The organism is Burkholderia anthinoferrum (genome assembly GCF_002925705.1).
In the GTDB taxonomy this organism is placed as follows: domain Bacteria; phylum Pseudomonadota; class Gammaproteobacteria; order Burkholderiales; family Burkholderiaceae; genus Burkholderia; species Burkholderia semiarida.
In genome coordinates, this window is the sequence record NZ_LFZP01000041.1 from 1 (window position 1) to 17,468 (window position 17,468).

The following is a 17,468-nucleotide window of genomic DNA, read 5'->3' on the forward strand; positions in this document are numbered from 1 at the left end:
CTTTTCTTTGGCAAGACAAAGAAAAGTGACCGCTGCCCCGCGCAGGGGCGACGCTAATAGACCGACACGATCACAGGTACTTCACGAGAGAGCAAACCGCACGACCGCTCACCACCCCGAACATCACCCCTTCTCGCGCTCGACGAGCGCCCCTCCACGAGGTTCACTGCCGCCGCCAGTCTGCTTCTCGAGCCACGCTCGCCGATCTTCCCGAGGCGTGACTCCGAACCTTTCGCGGTAAGCATTAGAGAAGTGCGCGGCAGAAGAGAACCCACAAGCGAGAGAAACCTGAACGACCGACTTGCTGGTCCGCTGCAACTGCGTCCGAGCCTTGAGCAGCCGAAGATTGAGGTAATACTTCGAGGGCATCGCCCCGAGATACTGCCGAAAGAGCCGCTCCAGTTGCCGGCGTGAAACGCCGACGAGCCCGGCGATCTCATCGGTCGTCAACGGATCTTCGATATTGGCTTCCATCAAAAGCAAAGCATCATTCAACCGAGGATGTCGCTCACCGGGCGCGGTAACAAAAGGAATCCGCTGCCGCTCCTCACCGCTGCGCAGCGTGCCGGCCCCAAGCGCATCGGCAATCCGCTCCGCGAGGTCCGCCCCATGTTCGCGGCCAATCATGGCCAGCATGAAATCGACGGTCGCCTGCCCACCGGCACAGGTCGCCCGATCGCGATCGATCTCGAAGATCTGCTGCGTGACGATCGACCGCTCGAACTGCTCGGCGAACTGCTGATACGTCTCCCAGTTCACGCTCACGCGATACCCGGAAAGCTGCCCCGCCATCGCCAGCCACCACACGCCGTGATGAATGCCGGTCACAACGGGCGTGCGCTGCCCGACCCGCGCGAGACTCGCGAGAAACAACCGATAATCGGCAAACTGCTGAAACCGCTCCGACACGACGATCAGCCAGTCGCACGCGATCGCATCGTTGAACGCCGCATCGGCATGCCACTGCGCGCCGCCCGCGAGCGGCACCGGCCGCCCATCCCACGAACACACCTGCCAGCGGTACAAAAGCCGCCCGTCGATCTCGTTCGCGAGATTCAGCGCATCGACGATCGGCCCCACGCCCGACATCGACACGGGCGGCAATGCAACGATCGCCACCTGCGTCGTGCGGGTGGCGCCTGCGGGACGAGACACCGGTACCACGTTGAAACCCGCCCTGTCGCGTTACTTGAGGCTGCCCGACAGGAACTGCTTGAGCCGCTCGCTCTGCGGACGCACCAGCACCTCCTTCGGATCGCCCTCTTCCTCGGTCCGCCCCTGATGCAGGAACATCACGTGGTTCGACACGTTGCGCGCGAATCCCATCTCGTGCGTGACGACGATCATCGTGCGGCCTTCCTCGGCCAGCTTCTGCATCACCTTCAGCACTTCACCCACCAGCTCCGGATCGAGCGCGGAAGTCGGCTCGTCGAACAGCATCACGTCAGGATGCATCGCCAGCGCCCGCGCGATCGCCACGCGCTGCTGCTGGCCGCCCGACAAATGCGACGGATACTGCTTCTCGACGCGCGGCGGCAAACCGACCTTCTCCAGATACTCGCGCGCACGCTCCTCGGCTTCCTTCTTCGAAATGCCGAGCACGTGCACGGGCGCCTCCATCACGTTCTCGAGCACGTTCATGTGCGCCCACAGATTGAAGTGCTGGAACACCATCGCAAGCTTCGTGCGGATGCGCTGCAACTGCTTGTGATCGGCGACTTCGAGCGCGCCGGCGCGGTCGGTCTTCGTGCGCACGGCCTCGCCGTCGACGACGATCTGCCCCGCATTCGGCCGCTCGAGGAAATTGATGCAGCGCAGAAACGTGCTCTTGCCCGACCCGCTCGCGCCGATGATGCTGATGACGTCGCCGGCCTTCGCGTTCAGCGACACGCCCTTGAGCACCTCGTTGTCGCCATAGCGCTTGTGGATATCGACCGCGGCAAGCTTGACGGAAGCGGACGCGCTCGTTTGAGTGATCTCGGCCAACTGGCTCTCCTCGAAGTAATTCAGTGACGGGCGGCCGCGAGATACGCGAGCCAGTGGCGCTCCGCGCGGCGAAACGCCGCGACGAGTGCGAACGATACCGCAAGATAGATCAGCGCGGCGATCCCGAATGACTGGAACGCCATGTAGGTCGCGGAATTGGCGTCGCGCGCGACCTTCAGGATGTCCGGCACGGTCGCCGTGAACGCGACGGTCGTCGCGTGCAGCATCAGGATCACCTCGTTGCTGTACAGCGGCAGCGCACGGCGCAGCGCCGACGGCAGGATCACGCGGCGGTACATCGTGAACGGCGACATCCCGTACGCGCGCGCCGCCTCGACCTCTCCATGCGGAATCGCACGGATCGCTCCGGCGAAGATCTCGGTGGTGTACGCGCAGGTGTTCAGCGCGAACGCGAGGATCGCGCAGTTGAAACCGCTGCGGAAAAACGCGTCGAGCAGCGAGTGCGAGCGCACGAACTCGAGGCTGTACATGCCCGTGTACATCAGCAGCAACTGCACGTAGAGCGGCGTGCCGCGGAACACGTACGTGTAGAACCGCACGGGCGTCGACACCCACTTGTTTCTCGACACGCGCGCGACCGCGAGCGGCACCGCGCACACGAAGCCGAGCGAAATCGATGCGACGAGCAGCCACAGCGTGACCGCGAGGCCGGACAGGCGCTGGCCGTCCCAGAAAAGGAACGCCTTGCCGAATTCCTGGAGGATCTCGATCATAGTTCTGCGTGCCGCACGCCCATGGAATAACGCTTCTCGAGCTGGATCAGCACGAGGTTGGAAACGGTCGTGATCGCAAGGTAGATCAGCGCCGCGACGAGGATGAAGAAGAACATGTTGAACGTGCTCTTGCCGGCGTCCTGCGCGGCCTTCACGACGTCCGCGAGACCGATGATCGACACCAGCGCGGTCGCCTTCACGAGCACCTGCCAGTTGTTGCCGATGCCCGGCAGCGCAAAGCGCATCATCTGCGGAAACATGATCCGCGCGAACACGCGCGCGCCGCTCATCCCGTAAGCCGCACCGGCTTCGAGCTGGCCGCGCGGCACCGACAGGAACGCGCCGCGAAACGTCTCGGTGAAGTACGCGCCGTAGATGAAGCCGAGCGTCAGCACGCCGGCCACGAACGGATCGATGTCGATCTGGTTCCAGCCGACGAGGTCGGTGAACTGGTTCAGCCAGATCTGGATGCTGTAGAACAGCAGCAGCATCAGCACAAGATCGGGCACCGAGCGGATCAGCGTCGTATAACCGGTCGCGATCGCTCGCAGCACCCGGTTGTGCGACAGCTTCGCCACCGCGCCGATCAGCCCCAGCGCCACCGCGGTGGCGAGCGACAGCACCGACAGCTCGATGGTCTGCACGGTGCCGGCCCAGAGGACGGGACCAAAGCCGTAAAGGAACACGCGCGTCTCCAGAGTTGAATGAATGCCGACGCGCATGCCTGTCCCGCGCCGGAGTGACGCGGATAGTCGCAAGCGAAATTATTTGCCTCAAATCACCATGCGCGCGATTGCTGCGTCGCAACAATTCGTCCCACCATTTCTGCACACGACCTACGCCGCTGTTTCAAAAGGAAAAAAACCGCTCCCTGACAGTCGGATGACATGCCGGGAAGCGGTTTTTTTGCAATTTTCCGGTCGCTTTTTCGATATAGCGCCGGACTGGCCATCGGGCCGAATGGGCAGGTCGGGACGTACACCACACAATCGCTTGCTCATGCCCGCGACGCGCTGCGCGCCGATCCGATGTCACTCGTGGCGGCCTCTACTTTTCGCATCCACAAAAATGGCTTGCCACTTCATGTTTTCGCATCCACAATTAGTCGAAATTCCGTTCGTTTTCGACGACGCCAAGGATCTGTCGAACCGGCTGAAACACGGCATCTCGCTGCGAATGGCGGAATTCGCCGAGTGGGAAGCCGTGCGCGCGTGGCCGGATACCCGCCGGGACTACGGCGAGGCGCGCTGGATCTGTCTGGTGCCGATCGGCCCGCGCCTCTACACGGCGATCGTCGTCCCGCGCGGCCGCACGCTGCGTGTCGTCAGCCTGCGAAAGGCCAACAACCGAGAGATGATTCGATATGAAGAAGGCCGTTAAATTCATCCGCAACACGCCCGAGGAAGAAGCGGCGATCGCCCGCGGCATCGCTGCCGATCCGGACGCCCACGAACTCAGCGACGAAGAAATCGACGCGATGGAGCCGTTCGTCGAGGTCGTCGCGAAGAAGTTCGGGCGCCCGAAGCTCGAGCACCCGAAGGAACAGGTCAGTATTCGCTACGACGCGGACATCCTCGCCGCGTTTCGGGCCGACGGCCCCGGCTGGCAGACGCGCATGAACGACGCGCTGCGCGACTGGCTGAAGAAGCGCCGCGCGTGAGCGTCACCGCCCTTTCAGGATGTCGGAGCGCGAAGTCGTGTAGACGAGCCCGTCCGGGCCGAAATGGACGTTGAAGAACGCGTCGGTGTTGACGCCGTCCTCGAGCCAGCGCCAACTCCAGACCGTCTCCGGCTTCAGCGGATACTGCGCGATGTCGCCCGGCTTGCCGAGCAGGCGTCGCACCTCGTCCTCGTCCATCCCCGGGCGCACTTTCGCGAAATTCTCGGCGGTCAGGACCTGCGTCGCGCCCGTGTAGCGCCCGTTCGCATCGAGATCGACGAACCAGGTCTGGTTGCCCATCGGGCCGCGCGGATATTCGAGACGCTTCGAGCCGTCGGTGAACGTGCGCTCGGTCTCGGGCTTGCCCATCGTGCCGCGCACGTCGGCCTCGGTCGATTCGCCGACCTTCAGCCCCTTCAGCAGCAGCGGCGCGGGCTTGATCGCGTTGAAGAAATCCCTGATACGTTGCACGTCGAGATGGCCCTGGTCGTCGCAACCGGTCAGCGCCAGCGCGGCGGCCAGCATCGTCACGGAAAGCAGCCGGAAACGGAAAATCATCGGAAGAATGGCGCGTGGAGAAAACACGCGGCAAGGATACCCGCGCGACGCCAAAAGCGCGAGACGGGCCGCGCGGGCCGTCCGCTGTTCAATGCGTCGTTTCGGTTTCGGTCCGGGTTTCGGGCGCCCGATTCGCCGGCGCCGTCGCGCGCGGCCCGGCCGGCGGCGCGCCCAGGCGGCGGCGCGTGCGCACCAGCTCGGCAAGCTGCCACGAGCCGAGCGCGAGGCAGCCGAACAGCACCTCGCGGCCGCGCTTGACCACCGCGAGCGACAGCGCGGTCTCGCGGTCGACGCCGAACATCTGCGCGAGCAGCACGACGGTCGCCTCCTGCACGCCGAGCCCGCCCGGCACCATGAACGCCGCATGCCGCACGGCCTGCGTCATCGCCTCGATCGCGATCGCGCCGCCGATCGACACCGGGTGGCCGAGCAGCGCGAGCGCCCAGTAGATCTCGAGCGCGCCGAGCACGTAGCCGGCCAGTTGCCAGAAGAACGCGCTGAACAGCAGGCCCGTGCGCGACATCAGCGAATCGATGTCGGCGTCGAGCCGGCGGCCGTCGACGCCCTGCAGCAGCCGGTGCGAATCGCCGAGCAGGCGGCCCGCGAAACGCTCGATCGCATGGAAGATGCCGCCGCGCCGCATCAGCACCACGCCGAGCACCGGCAACGGCAGCGTCAGCAGCAGCGCGAGGCCGATCGTGCCGCCGCCCATGTTGTCGGTCGTCGCGAGCAGCAGCACGAGGCCGAGCGCCGCGAACGCATACTGGACGACGATCGTCACGAGCACTTCGACGATCACCGACGCGGTCACACGGCTCGCGTCGGGCACCTGCCAGCGCGCGAGCCGGATGCCGACGATCTCGCCGCCGATGCCGACCACCGGCAGCAGCCGGTTCACCGCCTCGCGCACGGTCGCGATCCACCACAGGAACGGCAGCGAGCCGCGCCGGTCGAGCAGTTGGTGCCATGCGTACGCATCGAGCAACAGCGGCAGCGCGTGGAACGGCACGAGCCACAGCAGCGCGTAGCCGGCGCGCGCGAGCATCTGCGATACGTCATCGACGCCCTCGTGCAGCCCCAGCGCGAGCAGGATGCCGATGCCGATCGGCCAGCCGAGCCACTTGATCCACTTGCTCATGACGGCTGCGCTCCCGCTGCGCGCGACGCGTGCACGCCACGTCGTGCCGCGGGCCCGCCGAACACGTCGGCGAAGCCGCCGGTCGCGACGCCCGCCGCCTTCAGCGCGGCCGCGACGCGCGGCGACAGCAGCGCATCGAGTTCGTCGACCGGGCGATAGCCGGCCATCGTCGGCGTGATCGGGCCATCGCCCGCTTCGGCCGGATGGCAGTAGATCTCGCCGACGCCCGGCGGCAGCTTCGCGAGCGCGTCGAGCAGCACGGCCTCGTCCATCGCGCCCGTATGCTCGATGCCGACCACGTAGTCGTTGTGCGCGAGCCCCGCGCGGTCGAGCCGCGCGCGCACCAGCGCGATCCACGGCTTCAGCAGCGCGGGCGCGCTCGTTTCGTACGGCAGCCGTACCGCGCGCAGCCCGTAGTCGCGGCCGATCTCGACGATCATCGACAGCACGGTCGGATGCAGGTGGAAATGCTTGTGCGCGTTCACGTGGTCGAGCGGCAGGCCGCTCGCCGCGAACGCGTCGAACTGCGCACGGATTTCCCGGCGCAGTTGCGCGCGCACGTGCGGCAGGAAGAAGAAGCGACAACCGTCCTTCGCCATCGCGTCGCCGAAGCGCCCGTCGGGCCCGACGAGCGCGGGAATCTCATGCGCGGGCAGCGTGGCCGGGCCGTCCGCGAGCACCAGATGCAGCCCGACCGCGAGCGACGGCAGCCGCCGCGCGCGCTCGATCGCATCCTGCGCGGCGGGTGCGCCGACCATCAGGCTCGCGGCGTTCAGCACGCCGTCGCGGTGCGCGCGCTCGACCGCCGCGTTGACGCGCGGGTGCAGCCCGAAGTCGTCCGCGGTGAAGATCAGCGCCCGCGCCGCCCGCTGCGTCGCCACGGATCAGGCCTCGTGCGCGCGCAGGAAGCGGAAGAACTCGACGCCTTCGCGCAGGCGCCGCTTCATCATGTCCCAGCTCGTCAGCATCTCGCGCACGATTTCCCAGATCTTCGACGGACGGAAGTAGAACTCGCGATAGAACTGTTCGAGGTGGTGATAGATCTCGTCGCGCGACAGGTGCGCATAGCCGATCGCCGCGAGCTGCACGCCCTCCTTGCTGACGAGGTTGATCGTCTTGTTCTCTTCCATCCAGCCGTTTTCGACGGCCTGCTTGTACAGCGTCGTGCCCGGATACGGTGCGGCGAGCGACACCTGGATCGTGTGCGGGTTGATTTCCTTCGCGTACTCGATCGTCTTCTTGATGGTTTCCTTCGTCTCGCCCGGCAGCCCGAGGATGAAGGTGCCGTGGATCTTGATGCCGAGCTTCTTGCAGTCCGCGCTGAAGCGGCGCGCGAAATCGGTGCGCACACCCTTCTTGATGTTCACGAGGATCTGGTCGTCGCCCGATTCGAAGCCGACCAGCAGCAGGCGCAAGCCGTTTTCCTTCATGATCTTCAGCGACTTGTACGGCACGTTGGCCTTCGCGTTGCACGACCAGGTCATGCCGAGCTTGCCCAGGCCGATCGCGATGGCTTCGGCGCGCGGCAGATCGTCGGTGAAGGTGTCGTCATCGAACATCAGCTCCTTCACTTCCGGCATGTTGTCGCGGATCCACTTCGCTTCCGCGAGCACGTTCTCGACCGAGCGCGTGCGGTAGCGATGGCCGCTGACCGTCTGCGGCCACAGGCAGAACGTGCAGCGCGACTTGCAGCCGCGGCCCGTGTAGATCGACACGTACGGATAGTTCAGGTAGCCGATGAAGTAGTTGTCGATCTTCAGGTCGCGCTTGTAGACGGGCGCGACGAACGGCAGTTCGTCCATGTTCTCGAGGATCGGACGCGCTTCGTTGTGCTCGATCGAGCCGCCCTTCGCGCGCCAGCTCAAGCCCTTGATCTCGGCGAACGGCTTGCCTTCGGCGAGCTCCTTGCAGGTGTAGTCGAATTCCTCGCGGCACACGAAGTCGATGGCGTCGCTCGCCGTGAGCGAGTTGTGCGGATCGACCATCACCTTCGCGCCCACCATGCCGACCAGCATCGACGGCTTCATCTTCTTCAGATCCTGCGCGAACATCGCGTCGGTCGGGAATGACGGCGTGCTCGTGTGGATGATCACGAGGTCGTAGTCGTTGGCGATCTTCAGCGTTTCCTCGACCGACAGGCCGTCGGCCGGCGCGTCGACGACGCGGCTGCCCGGCACGAGCGCGGCCGGCTGCGCGAGCCAGGTCGGATACCAGAAGGAACGGATTTCGCGCTTCGCCTGATAGCGCGAGCCGGCTCCGCCGTCGAAGCCGTCATACGAAGGGGCCTGCAAGAACAGCGTTTTCATGAATGCTCCGGTAGCCTGCATAGTTCGTTTCGTTACAACGATTCAGTCAAAAAACCGCGGGCCGCCATGCCGGCGCCCGCCTCTTCGTCATGTCGCGCCGCGCGGCTGCGCCGTGCGACGCGTGTCGGCCCGCGGGCCGGGTCCGATCGCCAGCCCTAGCGGCCGTCCACTGCTTCCACGGCCGCCGTCGCGCGTTCGCCGCCGACGACCGTCATCCTCGCGCCGCGCCACACGACGTGGGTGCCGAACACGGCCGCGAGCCACTCCAGCGCGAGCAGCGTGTCGCGCACCGCGACGAGCGGCAGGTCGCGCCAGAACGCGCGCCAGCCGTCCTCGCCGCGCGCGTGCAGCACGAGCCGCCCGAATGCGCCGAGCGCGGCCGCCCCGCCCGCCAGCGTGCCGGCGAAGGTGCCGTCGAGGCGCCACGCGAGCGCCGCGCCGATCGCGAGCCACGGCGCGGTAAACGTGATGAACAGGAACGCGAAGCCGGCCGGGTTCAGCGAACGGATCGTACGCAGCCAGCGCGTCTCGCGGCGCCACAGCGGCCCGAACGACGGTTCGATCACGTCGGTCGCGACCTCGACCTCGGACAGCACGGTGCGCCGCCCGAGCCGACGCGGCAGCTCGGCCAGCCAGAAATCGTCTGCCAGTTCGTCCTTCAGTGCGAAGAGGCCGCCGATCCGCTCGAGCGTGTCGCGCGTGAGCGCGAGCGTCGCGCCGAAGCCGAAGCGGCTCGAGCGGCCGAGGTGCGTGATGCGCACCGACGGCGCGAACCAGGCGTCGACGAACTGCGCGCCGATCCGCGTCCAGAAGCCGCCGACGCTGCGCGCATGATACAGGCACGTGACGACCCCGACCGACGTGTCGGCGAGCGGCGCCGTCACGCGCTCCAGATAGTCGGGCTGCACCGCGATGTCGCTGTCCGCGATCACGATGCGTCCGTATTTCGCGCGCTCGGCGAGATTGATCAGGTTGCTGACCTTCAGGTTCTTGCCGTGCACGCGCGCGTCGACCACGAGCGTGATGTCGCACGCCGGATGAGCGGCGCGCAGCCGCTCGACGACGGCGATGGCCGGATCGGCCGGCGATGCGACGCCGAACAGCACCTCGTAGCAAGGGTGGCGCTGCGTGCAGAAGGTCGCGAGGTTGTCGTACAGGTGCGGCTCCGCGCCGCACAACGGCTTCAGCACGCTGACCGGCTCGAAGCCGTCGCGCACCGCCGTGCGCGGCGTGCGCGGCCGCGGCGCGAAGGCCGCGACGAGCGCATAGCCGGCCGCGGCGAGCGTGAACGCGATCAGGAGCCAGTCGAGCAGCGTGACGATCGGCGTCATGCGCGACGCCTCCCGGCGACCTGGGCGCCATGGCAAACGCTCGAGCGTGATTGAACGTGATGCGGTATTCCGACTACGACGAACGCGGGCACGACCCGACTCCTTGTTCCTGCAGCGTCTGTAATGGGGAGGCACGACCCGTCGTTCGGGTGCGGCCATGCCCGGCTTCGCGTGGCGTATCCCGGTGCAGCGCCCGGACGGCATGCGGGAAGACTCGAATGGCTCCATCGGCACAAGATGGGCAGGCGCCGGATTTTAACAGTCCGCGCCCCCCGGCGCTCGGCGTTCCGGGAAACGGACTAGTGCAATTCCAGCAAAGCTGAGCGGTCGACGAACCCGATCGGCCCGGCCACGTTCACGTTAGCGTAAGTACTTTGCAGGCGTATTGCAGTCTTTAAAATCAGACATTTCGTGCAAATTTGTATGTCGATGCGGTTTCATTTCCAATCGCCGTAAAGTTTGGTAATTAACCAGCGATTAGATTGATTTTTGCAACGATCATCGCAAGGAACCCTGCGTCCCTGTAAGGCGCATGGGTATGCGCGCGCCGCCAGCACGTTCCGGAACCCTTTGGCAAAATCGTTGGCGTTTGTTGCGTCAGCGCATCACCACGCCACCCGTTTCGAAGGTCTTCCGATGACACCGTTTTCCGTACTCGATCTCGCCCCCATCCCGGCCGGCGCCGACGCCTCGCAAGCGTTCCGCAACACCGTCGATCTCGCGCAGCACGCGGAACGCTGGGGCTACCGGCGCTACTGGCTGGCCGAGCATCACAACATGCCGGGCATCGCGAGCGCGGCCACCGCCGTCGTGATCGGCCACGTCGCGGGCGCCACGCGCACGATCCGGGTCGGCTCGGGCGGCATCATGCTGCCGAACCATGCGCCGCTCGTGATCGCCGAACAGTTCGGCACGCTCGCGTCGCTGTATCCGGGGCGCATCGACCTCGGCCTCGGCCGCGCGCCCGGCACCGACCAGACCACGTCGCGCGCGCTGCGCCGCGACCTGATCGGCAGCGCGGATTCGTTTCCGGACGACGTCGCGGAGCTGCAGCGCTACTTCGCGGAGCCGGTGCCCGGCCAGCGCGTGCGGGCGGTGCCCGGCGCGGGGCTCGACGTCCCGGTGTGGCTGCTCGGTTCGAGCCTGTTCAGCGCGCAGCTCGCGGCGATGCTCGGGCTGCCGTTCGCGTTCGCGTCGCACTTCGCGCCGGATTACCTGATGCGCGCGCTCGAGATCTATCGCGCGCAGTACCGGCCGTCGGCCGCGTGGCCGAAGCCGCATGCGATGGTGGGCGTCAACGTGTTCGCGGCCGAGACCGACGACGAGGCACGGCGCCTGTTCACGTCGCTGCAGCAGCAGTTCATCAACCTGCGGCGCGGCACGCCGGGCAAGCTGCCGCCGCCCGTCGACGTGCTCGAGGCGAACGAACTCGAACTCGCGACCGTCGCGCATTCGCTGTCGTTCGCGGCGGTCGGCTCGCGCGACACGGTGCGCGACAAGCTGCGCGAGCGCATCGCGCAGACGGGCGCCGACGAGCTGATCATCACCGCGCAGATCTACGATCACGCCGCGCGGCTGCGCTCGTTCGAACTGGCCGCGCAGATCCGCGACGAGCTCGCGAACGAGGCAGGCTGACCGCCCGACGGTGCGCGGCCGGCGGCGGCCTGCTCCGCGTCACTGCGGGCGCACGGCCTCCAGCCCGTCGAGCAGCGCCTTGTGGAACGCGTCGGGGTCCTGGATCTGCGGCGCGTGCCCGAGCGCCGGGAATTCGACGAGCTGCGCGCCGGGAATCGCGGCCTGCGTGCGCTTCGCGAGCTCCGGATAGCGGCCGAGCTTCGCATGCACGTCGGGCGGCGCGGCGTCCTTGCCGATCGCGGTCGTGTCCTTGTCGCCGATCATCAACAGCGTCGGCACGTGGATCGCGCCGAATTCGTAGACCACCGGCTGCGTGAGGATCATGTCGTAGATCAGCGCGGAGTTCCACGCGACCGCGTCGCGGCCGGCGCCGCGATACATCCCGGCGAGCATCTGCACCCAGCGCTCGTACGACGGCGACCACTTGCCCGCATAGTAGGTCGCCTGCTCGTAGCGGCGGATGCCGTCGGCCGTGGTCTTCTGCTCGCGCGCATACCAGTAGTCGACCGACAGCGGCGGCACGCCGAGCGCCTTCCAGTCCTCGAGGCCGATCGGGTTCACAAGCACGAGCTGGTCGGTCGCCTTCGGATACATCAGCGCGTAGCGGACCGCGAGCATCCCGCCCGTCGAATGGCCGATGATCGTCGCCGACTTCACGCCGACCGATTCGAGCAGCGCGTGCGTGTTGCGCGCGAGTTGCTGGAAGCTGTACTGGTAGCGCTCGGGCTTCGACGACTTGCAGAAACCGATCTGGTCCGGCGCGATCACGCGATAGCCGGCGCGGCTCAGCACGTCGATCGTGTCTTCCCAGGTCGCCGCGCAGAAGTTCTTGCCGTGCAGCAGCACGACGGTGCGGCCGTTCGGGTGCGCGGGCTGCACGTCGAGGTACGCCATCTCGAGGGTTTCCCGCTGCGACACGAACGCGTACACGTGCACGGGCGCCGGATACGCAAACCCTTCCAGCCGCGGGCCGTACGCGGGCCCGTCGTTGGCGGCGGGCGTCGCGGCAACGCCCGCAACGGGCAGCGCGCACGCGGCGGCGGCGCTCGCGCCGAGCACCGCGGCACGCGCGACGGACAACATCTTGCAAATCGAAAGCATGGCGATCACGGTGATGGGGGGACGCGCGCGGGCCGCCGGAGTGCAGCGGGACGGGCTCGCGCCCCGCGATTCTACGCGCTCGCGTGACGACGGCGCGCAACACTCCGGGGCCGCGCGACTTCCGCGCGTATGACGAACTCGGGTATCGTGTGACGTGACCCTGAAACGCGTGCAGGCGAATTCCCATGAAAAACGTCCTCAGCATTCAGTCGCACGTCATCTACGGCCATGCCGGCAACAGTGCGGCCGTGTTCCCGATGCAGCGCCTCGGCGTCAACGTCTGGCCGCTCAACACCGTCCAGTTGTCGAATCACATGCAGTACGGCCACTGGGCCGGCAGCGCGATCGATGCCGCGAAGATGGAACAGCTCGTCGACGGCATCGCCGCCATCGGCGCGCTCAAGCGTTGCGACGCGGTGCTGTCCGGCTTCCTCGGCTCGCCGCCGCAGGCGCGCGCGGCGGTCGAGATCGTGCGCTCGGTGAAGGCGATGAATCCGAACGCGTGGTACTTCTGCGATCCGGCGATGGGCCAGACGGGCGGCATCCGGCCCGAGCCCGGCGTCGAGGAATTCATCGTCCAGGAGGTGCCCGCGCTCGCCGACGGCATGTCGCCGAACCATACCGAACTGCAGAAGCTCGCCGGGCGGCGCATCGAGACCGTCGCCGAAGCCGTCGACGCCTGCCGCGCGCTGATCCGCCGCGGCCCGCAGATCATCCTCGTCAAGCACCTGCACGACCGCAACAGCCCGGCCGACCGTTTCAACATGCTCGCCGTCACCGAAACCGAAGCGTGGATCGGCCAGCGGCCGCTGTATGCGTTTCCGCGCCACCCGGTCGGCGTCGGCGACCTCACCAGCGCGATCTTCGTCGCGTGCCGGCTGCGCGGCGACTCCGTGCGCGCCGCGTTCGAACACACGCTCGCGGCCGTGCATGCGGTCGTGAAGGCCACCTACGACGCACGCCGTTACGAACTCGAACTCGTCGCCGCGCAGGACGAGATCGCCCGCCCGAGCGAATGGTTCGGCGCGTGGGTGACCGACGCCTGACGCGCCGGCACCGCGTTGCGCTGCTCCGCCGCGCTGCTTTCCTGCTTTCCCCGTTACACCACGACCGCCGGCGATGCGCATCCCGATACCGGTTCGCCGTCCATGCAAACGTTTCCGGACTTCACATGAATGACACCGATTCCTCGCTATGCTCGCGGCGGCACGCACCGACGCAGCCGCATCCTGCGATTCGGTGCGCGCCTTTCCCGCAGGTCCCGCCAATCGGCTCCCCCTTTACCGCACGATAACGACCATGACCCGATCGAACCGTCGTGACTTCCTGCGCGTCGCCGCCGGCACTGCCGGCGCCGCCGCGCTGAACCTGTTTCCGCCCGTGATCCGGGATGCGCTCGCGATTCCCGCGAACCGCCGCACCGGCACGATCCGCGACATCGAACACATCGTGATCCTGATGCAGGAGAACCGCTCGTTCGACCACTACTTCGGCACGATGCGCGGTGTCCGCGGCTTCGGCGACCCGCGCCCGTTGCGCCTCGCGAACGGCAAGTCGGTGTTTCACCAGCCGGTCGGCCCGGCCGAACTGCTGCCGTTCCACCCCGGCGCGGACAAGCTCGGCCTGCAGTTCCTGCAGGACCTGCCGCACGGCTGGCAGGACATGCACGCCGCGTGGAACAAGGGCCGCTACGATCAGTGGGTGCCGAACAAGGGCACCACGACGATGGCGTACCTCAAGCGCGACGACATCCCGTTCCATTACCAGCTCGCCGACGCGTTCACGATCTGCGACGCGTACCACTGCGCGATCCCGAGCTCGACCGACCCGAACCGCTACTACATGTGGACGGGCTACGTCGGCAACGACGGCACGGGCGGCGGCCCGGTGCTCGGCAACGAGGAAAAGGGCTACGGCTGGACGACGTATCCGGAAGTGCTCGAACAGGCCGGCGTGTCGTGGAAGATCTACCAGGACGTCGGCACGGGGCTCGACGCGAACGGCTCGTGGGGCTGGACGCAGAACCCGTACATCGGCAACTACGGCGACAACGCGCTGCTCTACTTCAACCAGTACCGCACCGCGCTGCCCGGCACGCCGCTGTACGACAAGGCGCGCACCGGCACCAACATCAGCGCCGGCGGCACGCTGTTCGACGTGCTGCAACAGGACGTGAAGAACGGCACGCTGCCGCAGGTGTCGTGGATCTGCGCGCCGGAAGCGTATTCCGAGCACCCGAACTGGCCCGCGAACTACGGCGCGTGGTACATCGAGCAGGTGCTGAAGGCGCTCGTGTCGAATCCCGACGTGTGGAGCAAGACCGCCCTCTTCATCACGTACGACGAAAACGACGGCTTCTTCGATCACGTGCCGCCGCCGTTCGCGCCGCAGTCGCGCGAGAACGGGCTGTCGACGGTCGCGACGACCAACGAGGTTTTCGCCGGCGACGCATCGCACATGGCCGGCCCGTACGGGCTCGGGCCGCGCGTGCCGATGCTGGTCGTGTCGCCGTGGACCAAGGGCGGCTGGGTCTGCTCGCAGACCTTCGATCACACGTCGCTGCTGCAATTCATCGAGGCGCGGTTCGGCGCGCAGTATCCGGTCACGGCCGCCAACGTGTCGCCGTGGCGTCGCGCGGTGTGCGGGGACCTGACCGCCGCGTTCGACTTCGCGACGGCCGACGCCGGCTGGCCGACGCTGCCCGATACGAGCGGCTACGCGCCGCCGGATCGCAATCGCCACCCCGATTACATCCCGGTGCCGCCGGTGCTGCAGAAGCTGCCGAAACAGGAAGCCGGGCTGCGCCCGGCGCGCGCGCTGCCGTACGAGCTGTTCGTGCACGGCCGCGTCGAAGCCGCGAACGGCCAGTTCCGGCTGACCTTCGCGAACACGGGCCGCGCGGGCGCCGCGTTCCAGGTCCAGTCGCGCAACCGCGTCGACGGCCCGTGGACGTACACGGTCGAAGCCGGCAAACGCATCGCCGATACGTGGAGCGCGGCCGCGTCGCTCGGCCTGTACGACCTCGACGTATACGGCCCGAACGGCTTCTATTGCCATTTCCGCGGCCCGTTCGCGACCGGCGTCGGCAGCGCGAACGTGAACCCCGAAGTGATCTACGGCTACGACGTCGCGAACGGCAACATCACGCTGCGCCTGATGAACCGCGGCCACAAGGCCGTGCGGCTCAAGGTCACGAACGCGTACGGCCACGGTCACGCGCGTACGTTCGATCTCGCGCCGGGCGCGCACGTCGACGATTACTGGGACCTGCGCGGCAGCCACGGCTGGTACGACCTGACCGTCAGCGACGGCCGGCAGCTCGGCTTCCTGCGCCGCTTCGCCGGCCACGTCGAAACGGGCCGCCCGAGCACCAGCGACCCGCTGATCCGCACGACCGCGTCGCACGACGACGCCGAGGCCGCCTCGGACGCCCTGTCCGACTGACGTCGGCCCACGCGCGGCGCGGCCCCGACAGGCCGCGCCGCGCTCTTGCCCCGCACCGCTCCCCCCTTCTGCGCGCCCGTTCCGTTCGCGACGGGAAACTCCCGATACCGGCCGTGGCCGGTCGCGCGGAAGCTATGCGCAAATCCGCATCGAATGCGCGGCAAATTTCCAAGACCCGCGCATATCGGCGACCTATATATCGAGGCAATCGGGGCTCTTCGCGGAGCCTGCCGGGAGATGTTTCCGAGGGTCACGATGCCGACCTCCCCGCCCGATTCCGAGAAGCGGTCGAACCGCCCGCCCGTCGCACGCGCCCGGGCCCGTCCTGGTGCGCGCGGTATCCACTCGCCGGTGTCGAACAAGAGGAACAACATGAAATTCCGTCATTCCCTGCTGTCGGTGTCCATCGCCTCCGCGCTTGCCCTCCTCTCGCAACAGGCCGCGCAGGCGGCCGACACAACCGACGTGAAGGTCGGCTTCGCCGCGCCGCTCACCGGCGTGAACGCCGGCTACGGCAAGGATCTGCAAAACGGTGTCCAGCTCGCGCTCGACGATGCGGTCGCGCAGAAGGTGCAGATCGCCGGCAAGCCCGCCCGCTTCAATCTCGTCGTGCAGGACGACCAGGCCGATCCGCGCATCGGCGTGCAGGCCGCGCAGGCGCTGGTCGACCAGAACGTGTCGGTCGTGGTCGGCCACTTCAATTCGGGGACGACGATCCCGGCGTCGGTGGTCTACGACAAGGCCGGCATTCCGGTCATCGACCCGGCCGCGACCAACCCGACGCTCACGTCGCGCGGGCTCGCGAACATGTTCATGGTGATCGCGACCGACGGCCAGAATGCGGGCAACGCGGGCAAGTACGCGGTCGAGGTGACGAAGGCGAAGCGCATTGCGATCATCGACGACCGCACCGCGTTCGGCCAGGGCGAGGCCGACGAATTCGAGAAGGCCGTGAAGGCCGCGGGCGGCAACCTCATCGGCCGCGAGTTCACCAACAACCAGGCGGTCGATTTCCGCGCGCAGGTCACGAGCCTGAAGGCCAAGAATCCCGACCTGATCTTCTTCGGCGGCCTCGATTCGCTCGCCGCGAACTTCATCAAGCAGATGCGCCAGCTCGGGCTGAATGCGCAGTTCGTCGGCGGCGGCGGCGTGAAGGACAACGAGTTCATCAAGATCGCGGGCCCGGCCGCCGAAGGCGCGATGGCATGGGAATACGGCCGTCCGCTCGACGAGTTGCCGCAGGGCAAGGATTTCGAGGCACGCTTCAAGAAGCGCTTCGGCGTCGACGTGCTCTCGTATGCGCAGTTCGGCTATGACGCGGCGTGGGCGGCGATCAAGGCGATGCAGGCGGCCAACTCGACCGACCCGAAGGCCTATCGCCCGGCGCTCAAGAAAATCGACTTCGAAGGCGTGACCGGCCGCATCTCGTTCGCGAACGACGGCTCGCTGAAGAGCGGGATGTCGACGCTGTACCAGGTGAAGAACGGCGCGTGGAAGACGATCGTGACGAAGGGAGGCTGATCGGAGACGGAGGCGGCCGGCGGCGGAAACGCCGCCTCGCCGCTGAGACCGGCG

16 protein-coding genes are annotated in these 17,468 nt (G+C 67.1%); 6 read left to right on the top strand and 10 right to left on the bottom strand.

From position 1 onward, the window contains the following. Positions 1 to 123 precede the first annotated feature (123 nt). The 4 genes from C5F75_RS13160 to C5F75_RS13175 are packed head-to-tail and all read right to left on the bottom strand — an operon-like array spanning position 124 to position 3,406. Entirely contained in the window at positions 124 to 1,164 is a 1,041-nt protein-coding gene (locus C5F75_RS13160; protein ID WP_059573963.1) for a GlxA family transcriptional regulator, read from the bottom strand. Positions 1,165 to 1,185: 21 nt separating this feature from the next. Then, positions 1,186 to 1,986, bottom strand: a complete 801-nt coding sequence (locus C5F75_RS13165; protein WP_006488736.1) for an ABC transporter ATP-binding protein — start codon at positions 1,984 to 1,986, stop codon at positions 1,186 to 1,188. A gap of 20 nt (positions 1,987 to 2,006) precedes the next feature. Then, positions 2,007 to 2,720 (bottom strand): ABC transporter permease, encoded by a 714-nt coding sequence (locus C5F75_RS13170; RefSeq protein WP_059573964.1) that lies wholly within the window; start codon positions 2,718 to 2,720, stop codon positions 2,007 to 2,009. Then, positions 2,717 to 3,406: an ABC transporter permease gene (locus C5F75_RS13175; RefSeq protein ID WP_006488734.1), complete on the bottom strand. Its 690-nt coding sequence runs from the start codon at positions 3,404 to 3,406 to the stop codon at positions 2,717 to 2,719. Before C5F75_RS13175 ends, C5F75_RS13170 begins: the two co-directional genes overlap by 4 nt. A gap of 397 nt (positions 3,407 to 3,803) precedes the next feature. On the opposite strand from C5F75_RS13175, the gene C5F75_RS13180 reads away from it, so the two are divergent. Together C5F75_RS13180 and C5F75_RS13185 are read left to right on the top strand one after the other, a co-directional pair. Next, positions 3,804 to 4,100, top strand: a complete 297-nt coding sequence (locus tag C5F75_RS13180) for a BrnT family toxin (RefSeq protein WP_059573965.1) — start codon at positions 3,804 to 3,806, stop codon at positions 4,098 to 4,100. Then, positions 4,084 to 4,380, top strand: a complete 297-nt coding sequence (locus tag C5F75_RS13185) for a BrnA antitoxin family protein (RefSeq protein WP_027783976.1) — start codon at positions 4,084 to 4,086, stop codon at positions 4,378 to 4,380. Before C5F75_RS13180 ends, C5F75_RS13185 begins: the two co-directional genes overlap by 17 nt. Positions 4,381 to 4,383: 3 nt before the next feature. On the opposite strand, the gene C5F75_RS13190 is transcribed toward C5F75_RS13185, so the two are convergent. The 5 genes from C5F75_RS13190 to hpnI form a co-directional block, all read right to left on the bottom strand. Further along, a complete protein-coding gene (locus C5F75_RS13190) occupies positions 4,384 to 4,938 on the bottom strand; it encodes a hypothetical protein (RefSeq protein WP_006488732.1) in 555 nt (184 codons plus the stop codon). Between the two features lie 88 nt (positions 4,939 to 5,026). Beyond that, positions 5,027 to 6,076: a lysylphosphatidylglycerol synthase domain-containing protein gene (locus tag C5F75_RS13195; protein ID WP_104012342.1), complete on the bottom strand. Its 1,050-nt coding sequence runs from the start codon at positions 6,074 to 6,076 to the stop codon at positions 5,027 to 5,029. Beyond that, a complete protein-coding gene (hpnK, locus tag C5F75_RS13200; RefSeq protein ID WP_059573967.1) occupies positions 6,073 to 6,957 on the bottom strand; it encodes a hopanoid biosynthesis-associated protein HpnK in 885 nt (294 codons plus the stop codon). The genes C5F75_RS13195 and hpnK overlap by 4 nt, the downstream gene beginning before the upstream one ends. Positions 6,958 to 6,960: 3 nt before the next feature. Next, positions 6,961 to 8,403, bottom strand: coding sequence for a hopanoid biosynthesis associated radical SAM protein HpnJ (gene hpnJ / locus C5F75_RS13205; RefSeq protein WP_316252114.1), 1,443 nt, complete (start codon positions 8,401 to 8,403; stop codon positions 6,961 to 6,963). Between the two features lie 134 nt (positions 8,404 to 8,537). Next, positions 8,538 to 9,713: a bacteriohopanetetrol glucosamine biosynthesis glycosyltransferase HpnI gene (gene hpnI, locus C5F75_RS13210; protein WP_104012343.1), complete on the bottom strand. Its 1,176-nt coding sequence runs from the start codon at positions 9,711 to 9,713 to the stop codon at positions 8,538 to 8,540. Positions 9,714 to 10,349: 636 nt separating this feature from the next. Between hpnI and C5F75_RS13215 the strand changes: the two genes are divergently transcribed. Further along, positions 10,350 to 11,348, top strand: a complete 999-nt coding sequence (locus tag C5F75_RS13215; RefSeq protein ID WP_059573969.1) for an LLM class flavin-dependent oxidoreductase — start codon at positions 10,350 to 10,352, stop codon at positions 11,346 to 11,348. A 39-nt stretch (positions 11,349 to 11,387) separates the two neighbouring features. On the opposite strand, the gene C5F75_RS13220 is transcribed toward C5F75_RS13215, so the two are convergent. Then, a complete protein-coding gene (locus tag C5F75_RS13220) occupies positions 11,388 to 12,449 on the bottom strand; it encodes an alpha/beta fold hydrolase (RefSeq protein ID WP_104012344.1) in 1,062 nt (353 codons plus the stop codon). 185 nt (positions 12,450 to 12,634) lie between these two features. On the opposite strand from C5F75_RS13220, the gene pdxY reads away from it, so the two are divergent. The 3 genes from pdxY (at position 12,635) to C5F75_RS13235 (ending at position 17,414) form a co-directional block, all read left to right on the top strand. Continuing rightward, positions 12,635 to 13,495, top strand: a complete 861-nt coding sequence (pdxY, locus tag C5F75_RS13225) for a pyridoxal kinase PdxY (protein WP_060313304.1) — start codon at positions 12,635 to 12,637, stop codon at positions 13,493 to 13,495. Positions 13,496 to 13,748: 253 nt separating this feature from the next. After that, positions 13,749 to 15,893 (top strand): phosphocholine-specific phospholipase C, encoded by a 2,145-nt coding sequence (locus tag C5F75_RS13230; protein ID WP_059573972.1) that lies wholly within the window; start codon positions 13,749 to 13,751, stop codon positions 15,891 to 15,893. 372 nt (positions 15,894 to 16,265) lie between these two features. After that, the gene (locus C5F75_RS13235) at positions 16,266 to 17,414 is read left to right on the top strand and encodes a branched-chain amino acid ABC transporter substrate-binding protein (protein ID WP_104012345.1); all 1,149 of its coding nucleotides are present in this window, start codon (positions 16,266 to 16,268) and stop codon (positions 17,412 to 17,414) included. Positions 17,415 to 17,468: the final 54 nt, after the last annotated feature.